The following is a 6,475-nucleotide window of genomic DNA, read 5'->3' on the forward strand; positions in this document are numbered from 1 at the left end:
GTGAAGAGCCACTCCAGCATCTCTTCGTCGGTGAAGCCGTCGCCCCGGCGGCGGCCCCGCTGGGGCATGCGGATGGCGACCGCGCTGTCCGTGGTGGTGCTGGCGGCCGGCGGGATCGGGCACGCGGTGGTGACCGGCCTGGACACCGGGATCACGCGGGTGGACCCCTTCAAGGACATGAAGAACCGTCCCCAGGCGGGGACCGGCATGAACGTGCTCGTCGTCGGCACCGACGGGCGCGACCGGATCACCCCCGAGGAGAAGAAGAAGTACCGGCTGGGCGGGGCGCCCTGCCACTGCACGGACACCGTGCTGCTGGTGCACATCTCGGAGGACCGGGAGCGGGCGAGCGTCGTCTCGCTGCCCCGGGACTCGTACGCCGAGCTGCCCGAGCACACCGACCAGAACAGCGGCGAGAAGCACCGGGCGCACCCGGTGAAGCTGAACGCCGCCTACGCGGAGGGCGGGCCCGCGCTGACCGTGCGGACGGTGGAGGCGATGACCCGGGTCAAGATCGACCACTATCTGGAGGTCGACTTCACCAGCTTCATGCGGACGGTGGACGCGGTCGGCGGGGTGCAGATCTGTACGGCGAAGCCGGTGAAGGACGCGTACACGGGCCTCGATCTGGCGGCCGGCACGCACGAGCTGGACGGCGGGCAGGCGCTCCAGTACGTGCGCTCCCGGCACATCGACGGGGCCGCGGACCTCGGGCGGATGCAGCGGCAGCAGAAGTTCCTGGCGGCCCTGGTGGACCGGCTGACCGGTGGCGGGGTGCTGTTCAACCCGGTGCGGTTCCGGGAGGTGGCGACGACGCTGCTGGGGTCGGTGCGGGCCGACGAGGACTTCGGCACGGACCAGCTGCTGGCGCTGGCCAAGGCGATGCGGGGGTTCACGCCGGCGTCCTCGGAGTTCGTGTCCGTGCCGGTCGGGGACGTGGACTTCCCGGTGAAGGGCATCGGGTCGACCGTGAAGTGGGACGCGGCGAAGGCGCAGAAGCTGTTCGCGGCGGTGCGGGAGGACCGGCCGCTGGCCTCGCGTCCGGAGCCCGCCGCGAAGAAGCCGAAGGCCGTGGTGGTGGACGTGGCGCCGAGGACGATCCGGGTGCAGGTCTACAACGGGACCCGGATCGACGGGCTCGGGCGGAAGGTGGACGACGCGCTGCGGGGGGCCGGCTTCGACACGACGCGGACGCCGATGACGGCGGCGGGGGACGAGCTGAGGCGGACCGTGATCGAGTACGACCCCCGGTGGGACCGGTCCGCGAAGTCGCTGGCGGCGGCGCTGCCGGGGGCGGAGCTGAGGGCGGTGCCGGGGCGGGGCGGGACCCTGCGGGTGACGGCGGGATCGGAGTACCGGGGGGTCACGGCGGTGCGGACGGAGAGCTCCGCGGCGCGGGGGCCGTTCGAGGCGGTCACCGGGGACCAGGTCGTCTGTCCGTGATCGGCGGTGCGGGTCCGGGCCCGGCGGCTCCGGCGCCGCGCAGGGCGCCGTCCGGTGCGCCCGCCCTCCCCCGGGGTCCGTCCCGGGGCCCCGGCCCCGCGGAACGCCCGCCCGCGTCCCGGGGACGTCCGCTCAGTCGGTGTAGCCCTCGGCGGCCCGGCGCTCCCGCAGTTCCTTGATGGCCTGGCGGCGGGCCAGGCGGTGGGTGCGGCGGATCTGGGCCTCCTGGTAGCGGCGCTTGTCCTGCTCGGTCTCGGGGATGACCGGGGGGACCGTGCGGGGCTTGCCGTCGGCGTCGACCGCGGCGAAGACGAGGTACGCGGAGCCGACCTGGGTGGCGGGGGTGGTGTCGTTCCAGCGCTCGGCCAGGACGCGGACGCCGACCTCCATGGAGGAGCGGCCCGTCCAGTTGACCTGGGCCTTGACGTGGAGGAGGTCGCCGACGCGGACGGGCTCCAGGAAGGCCATCTCGTCCATGGAGGCGGTCACGGCCGGGCCGCCGGAGTGGCGGCCGGCGACGGCGCCCGCCGCGTCGTCCACCAGCTTCATGATCACGCCGCCGTGCACCGTCCCGAGGAGGTTGGTGTCGTGGCTGGTCATGATGTGGCTGAGGGTGGTGCGGGAGGCCGAGGTGGGCTTGCCCGGGATAGCGCCCTGTTCTGTCATGTCCTCCACCTTATGCCGGGTATCGCTGTTGTCTGCTTTGCATCAGCTTGGCAACAGCACCGGTCCTATTTTCCACCCGGCCTGTCGCCCGGAAAGCGGGGACCGGCACACTGGTCCGCATGAATGAGTGGCCTGAGCAGCCCGAGGGCGCCCGCCCCATGCGGCACGTGCAGCGACGACCGCAGGGGCCCCAGTCTTCGCAGTACCAGCAGGGATACGACCAGGGGCAGGCGTACAACCCGAACTTCACTCAGGCGCAGGCCACGGGGTACGACTCCGGGTACAGCACCGGACAGGTCTACGGCTCCCCGCAGGGCGGCCGGGGGCACGGCGGGCCGGGGGGACCCGCCGGGCCCGGCACCCGTCCCGCCGGTGCCGCGCCGGACTGGCGCAAGCGGATCAAGGTCGGGTCGATCGTGCTCGTGGCCGGCGTCCTCGCGTGGGGCATCGGCACCTACGCGTGGGCGAGCTCGCAGATGCGCAACGAGGTGGACCTGTCCAAGGTCATCGAGCGGCCGGCCGAGGGCGACTGCACGACGTACCTGATCGTCGGTTCCGACAGCCGCGAGGGCATGTCGGCCGAGGAGAAGAAGAAGCTGCACACCGGTTCCGCGGAGGGCAAGCGGACCGACTCGATGATGATCCTCGCGGCCTGCTCCAGCGGGAACACGATGGTCTCGCTGCCCCGCGATTCCTGGGTGACGATCCCGAACTTCGTCGGCTCCGAGTCCGGCAAGGCGTTCCCGGCGCGCGGCGGCTCCAAGCTGAACGCGGCCTACGCGATGGACGGGCCCGAACTGCTGGTCCGCACCGTGGAGTTCAACACCGGGCTGCGGATCGACCACTACGCGGAGATCGGCTTCGCCGGCTTCGCGAACATCGTGGACGCGCTCGGCGGCGTCGAGATGAACATCGAGAAGGGCTTCAAGGACAAGAAGTCGGGCGCCGACTTCCAGGCCGGGAAGCAGACCCTCGACGGCGAGCAGGCCCTCGCCTTCGTCCGCACCCGCTACGCCTTCGCCGAGTCGGACCTGGCGCGGACCAAGAACCAGCAGAAGTTCCTGTCCGCGCTGGCGAACCAGGCGGCGACGCCGGGCACGATCCTCAACCCGTTCGCGCTGTACCCGACGCTCGGCGCCGGCCTGGACACGCTGATCGTCGACAAGGACATGTCCCTGTGGGACCTGGGCCAGATGTTCTTCGCGATGAAGAGCATCAGCGGCGGCGACGGCAAGTCCATGAACATGCCGATCGCGGGCAGCGCGCCGCAGGGCTCCCTGAAGTGGGACATGCCGAAGGTGAAGCAGCTCGTCGAGCAGATCAAGAACGACGAGCCGGTCACGGTCACATCGGACCGCTGACGAGACGTCCCGGCCGGCGCCCGTTCGGTGCGCCGGCCGTTTCGTACGTGACGGCAGAAACGGGGAGGTTTCACGGTGCCGTGGGACGAGTGGGAGCAGCTGAAGAGCGAGGCGGTCGGACGGGAGCCGGCGGCGATGCGGCTGAACCAGCTGGCCGCGCCGGACGGGGGCGGCGGCTACTCGGAGGACCTGAAGACGGACAAGCGGGCGTGGGTGAAGGCCGGGGACGGGGTGACGGGCCTGAAGGAAGGGCATCGCCACGTCCCTGACGAAACTGGAGTCCGGGCAGGCGGGCCTCGGGGACACCGGCGGGATCCAGAGCGCGGCGGCCCAGCAGGAGCTGTACGAGTCCTGGAAGAAGTACGTGGGTGACGTGAGCGCCCGCTGCGACGCGCTCGGCGGGCTGCTGAAGGCGGCCGGGCACGACCTGGCGAAGACCGACGAGTCGGTGAAGCAGGAGCTCGACGCGCTGGCGGCGAAGTACGGCGACACGGACGCGGTCGGCGGCCAGGCGAAGGAGAAGTGAGCGCGCTCATGGACCTGAAGACCCTGAAGGCCTTCAAGCAGGCCGAGTACGAGGAGGCGGCGGACGGCTACCGGGCCGTCGGCGACATGGCGAGCGCGGCCAAGGACGCCGTCGACGGGCGGATCACCGCGGGGCTGCGGGCCGAGGTGCAGGGCGCGGCGGCGGACGCGGCGCTCGCCGAGCTCAAGAACCTGTCGGGCAACTTCCACTACGCGCAAACCCAGTGCGGTCTGGTGAGCACGGCGCTGAACGGCTTCGCCTTCGACGTCGGGGCGGCCAAGCGGAAGCTCGACGCGGCGCTCGCGGACGCGCAGGCCGGCGGCTGCACGGTGAACCCGGACGGTTCGGTGTCCTTCCCGGCAGGTTCGAAGCCAGGCGCGGAGAAGCCCGCCGACGGCGGCACGGTGTCCGGCAGCCCCGGAGGGACCGACACCTCGGACGCGATCGAGCGCCAGGCGATCAACATCCACCCGAACCCGTACTACGGCCGGGCCCTCGGCTACGCCAACCGCATCGCCGACGCGCTGAAGGAGGCGACGGACGCCGACGCGAAGTGGGCGCCGAAGCTGCGGGCGCTGAAGGCCGACGACGACCTGAAGGTGTCGGACAAGGACTGGGCGGACGCCCAGTCCGACATGGGCGGCGTCGGCGATGCCGGCAAGGCCTACCTGGAGTCGCTGCCGCAGCCGCCGGAGAGCGGCGCCCCGAAGGACAACGCGGCCTGGTGGAAGGGGCTGTCCCCGGAGGACCAGGAGGCCTGGATCTCCCTGCGCCCGGCCTCCGTGGGCGCGCTCGACGGCCTGCCGTCGACCGTGCGCGACGAGGCGAACCGGGTGGTGCTCGCGGAGAAGGCGGGCCAGTACCGGATGGAGCTGAACTCCATCCCGAAGCCGCCGGCCAACGAGTGGACGTGGATCACGGCCGGCCGGTACCCGGTCAAGGTGCACACCGACGAGTGGATGGCCTGGAACCGGGAGTACGGCGCCCGGTACGAGCAGCTGAACAAGTCCCTCAAGGGCATGGACGCGATCCAGGCGCGCTTCGACCGGACGGGTGTGGAGGGGCGGCCCGAGGCGTACCTGCTCGGTTTCGACCCGGAGAAGAACGGCCGGGCGATCATCGCCAACGGCAACCCCGACACGGCGGACCACCAGGCGGTGTACGTGCCGGGCACCACGTCCAACCTGGGCTCCATCGACGGCGACATCAAGCGGATGGAGCGGCTCTGGGCGGTCGCCGACGGCGCCGACAACGGCTCCGTGTCCACCATCACCTGGCTCGGCTACGACGCCCCGCAGGACATCGTCAAGGACGCGCCCTTCAAGCACTACGCGGATGACGGCGCCCCGGCCTACAACCGCTTCCTCGACGGTCTCGACGCCTCGCGCTCGGTGGACTCCGATCCGCACCGCACGGCGATCGGCCACTCGTACGGCACGACGCTGATCGGCTCGGCCGCCCGGCAGGGGGATCTGAACGCGGACGACGTGATCTTCGCGGGAAGCCCCGGCGTTCAGGTGCCCAAGGCCGAGGACATGGACGTCCCCAAGGGCCGTGTGTGGAACCAGGAGGCGGACTGGGACTTCGTCCCGGACGTCGGCCGGTTCGGGCACGGCGGCACCGACTGGGACGGTCCGTTCACCATCCCCAGCGACCCGCGCTTCGGAGCCAACCAGATGCAGACGGACGGGTCGGGTCACAGCGAATACTGGAACGAGGGTTCCGAGAGCCTGAAGAACCAGGCGCTGGTCGTCGCGGGCAAGCCGGACGACGTGGAACTGAAGGCGCCGCCGAACCCCACCCCTGGAGTGCGCTAAACCGATGAAGACCAAGATGGGCGCGGCCGCGCTCCTCGTCTCCCTCACCGTCACGACCCTCACTGGATGCGGCATGACCGAAGACAAGACCCCGTCCGCGGGCATCAGCGGCACGGATCAGGCCATCGAGACGACGAAGGGTGTGTCCAGCGAGATCTACGACCTGATCGGCCTGAAGGGACGCGCCACCAAGGCCGGCGTCATCACCAACGAGTGCCCGGGCAAGGACCCGGAGAAGTACTTCAGCACCTTCCACATGTGGACTTTCACCCCGGCGGAGCAGGGCCGGCTCGACGGTGTGATGGAGCGGCTGAAGGCGGAGCTGCCCGGGAAGGGCTGGGAGGTCGTCGGCTTCGAGCCCGACACCAGCCGGAACCAGAACCTCACCCTCACGGCCGACAACGACGCCAAGAAGCACAGCGTCAAGGTCACGTACTGGGCGAAGGACGAGCCGCCGAAGCTGAACGTGGCCGTCGTCTCCGGCTGCTACGAGGTGCCGGAGGGCGAGACGGTCGAGTAGGCCCGTCGCTCGCGGCCCCCGGTTTCCCGCCGGGGGCCGCTTCGGCGGGTTACGGGAGGTTGCGGGCCATGACGATGCGCTGGACCTGGTTGGTGCCTTCGTAGATCTGGGTGATCTTGGCGTCGCGCATCATGCGCTCGAC

General features: G+C 70.9%; 7 protein-coding genes. 5 read left to right on the forward strand and 2 right to left on the reverse strand.

Translation table 11 applies throughout. The features are described from left to right. The first annotated feature begins 66 nt into the window (after positions 1 to 66). Positions 67 to 1,443 carry an LCP family protein gene (locus tag AB0E83_RS34650; protein WP_362120687.1) on the forward strand — a complete coding sequence of 459 codons (1,377 nt, stop codon included), beginning with the start codon at positions 67 to 69 and terminating at the stop codon, positions 1,441 to 1,443. Between the two features lie 132 nt (positions 1,444 to 1,575). Here the strand turns inward: AB0E83_RS34650 and AB0E83_RS34655 are convergent, their stop codons facing one another. Continuing rightward, entirely contained in the window at positions 1,576 to 2,109 is a 534-nt protein-coding gene (locus AB0E83_RS34655) for an acyl-CoA thioesterase (protein ID WP_362120679.1), read from the reverse strand. 119 nt (positions 2,110 to 2,228) lie between these two features. On the opposite strand from AB0E83_RS34655, the gene AB0E83_RS34660 reads away from it, so the two are divergent. The 4 genes from AB0E83_RS34660 (at position 2,229) to AB0E83_RS34675 (ending at position 6,333) form a co-directional block, all read left to right on the forward strand. Continuing rightward, positions 2,229 to 3,470 (forward strand): LCP family protein, encoded by a 1,242-nt coding sequence (locus AB0E83_RS34660; RefSeq protein ID WP_362120681.1) that lies wholly within the window; start codon positions 2,229 to 2,231, stop codon positions 3,468 to 3,470. Between the two features lie 364 nt (positions 3,471 to 3,834). After that, positions 3,835 to 3,996: a hypothetical protein gene (locus tag AB0E83_RS34665; protein ID WP_362120683.1), complete on the forward strand. Its 162-nt coding sequence runs from the start codon at positions 3,835 to 3,837 to the stop codon at positions 3,994 to 3,996. A gap of 8 nt (positions 3,997 to 4,004) precedes the next feature. Further along, entirely contained in the window at positions 4,005 to 5,813 is a 1,809-nt protein-coding gene (locus AB0E83_RS34670; protein WP_362120689.1) for an alpha/beta hydrolase, read from the forward strand. Positions 5,814 to 5,817: 4 nt separating this feature from the next. Further along, a complete protein-coding gene (locus tag AB0E83_RS34675; protein ID WP_362120685.1) occupies positions 5,818 to 6,333 on the forward strand; it encodes a hypothetical protein in 516 nt (171 codons plus the stop codon). A gap of 49 nt (positions 6,334 to 6,382) precedes the next feature. Here the strand turns inward: AB0E83_RS34675 and AB0E83_RS34680 are convergent. Continuing rightward, positions 6,383 to 6,475: acyl-CoA dehydrogenase family protein (locus AB0E83_RS34680; protein WP_132919430.1), on the reverse strand; the 93-nt coding region annotated here is incomplete at its 5' end.

Origin of the sequence: Streptomyces sp. NPDC035033, assembly GCF_040636735.1 — a bacterium.
Taxonomy (GTDB): domain Bacteria; phylum Actinomycetota; class Actinomycetes; order Streptomycetales; family Streptomycetaceae; genus Streptomyces.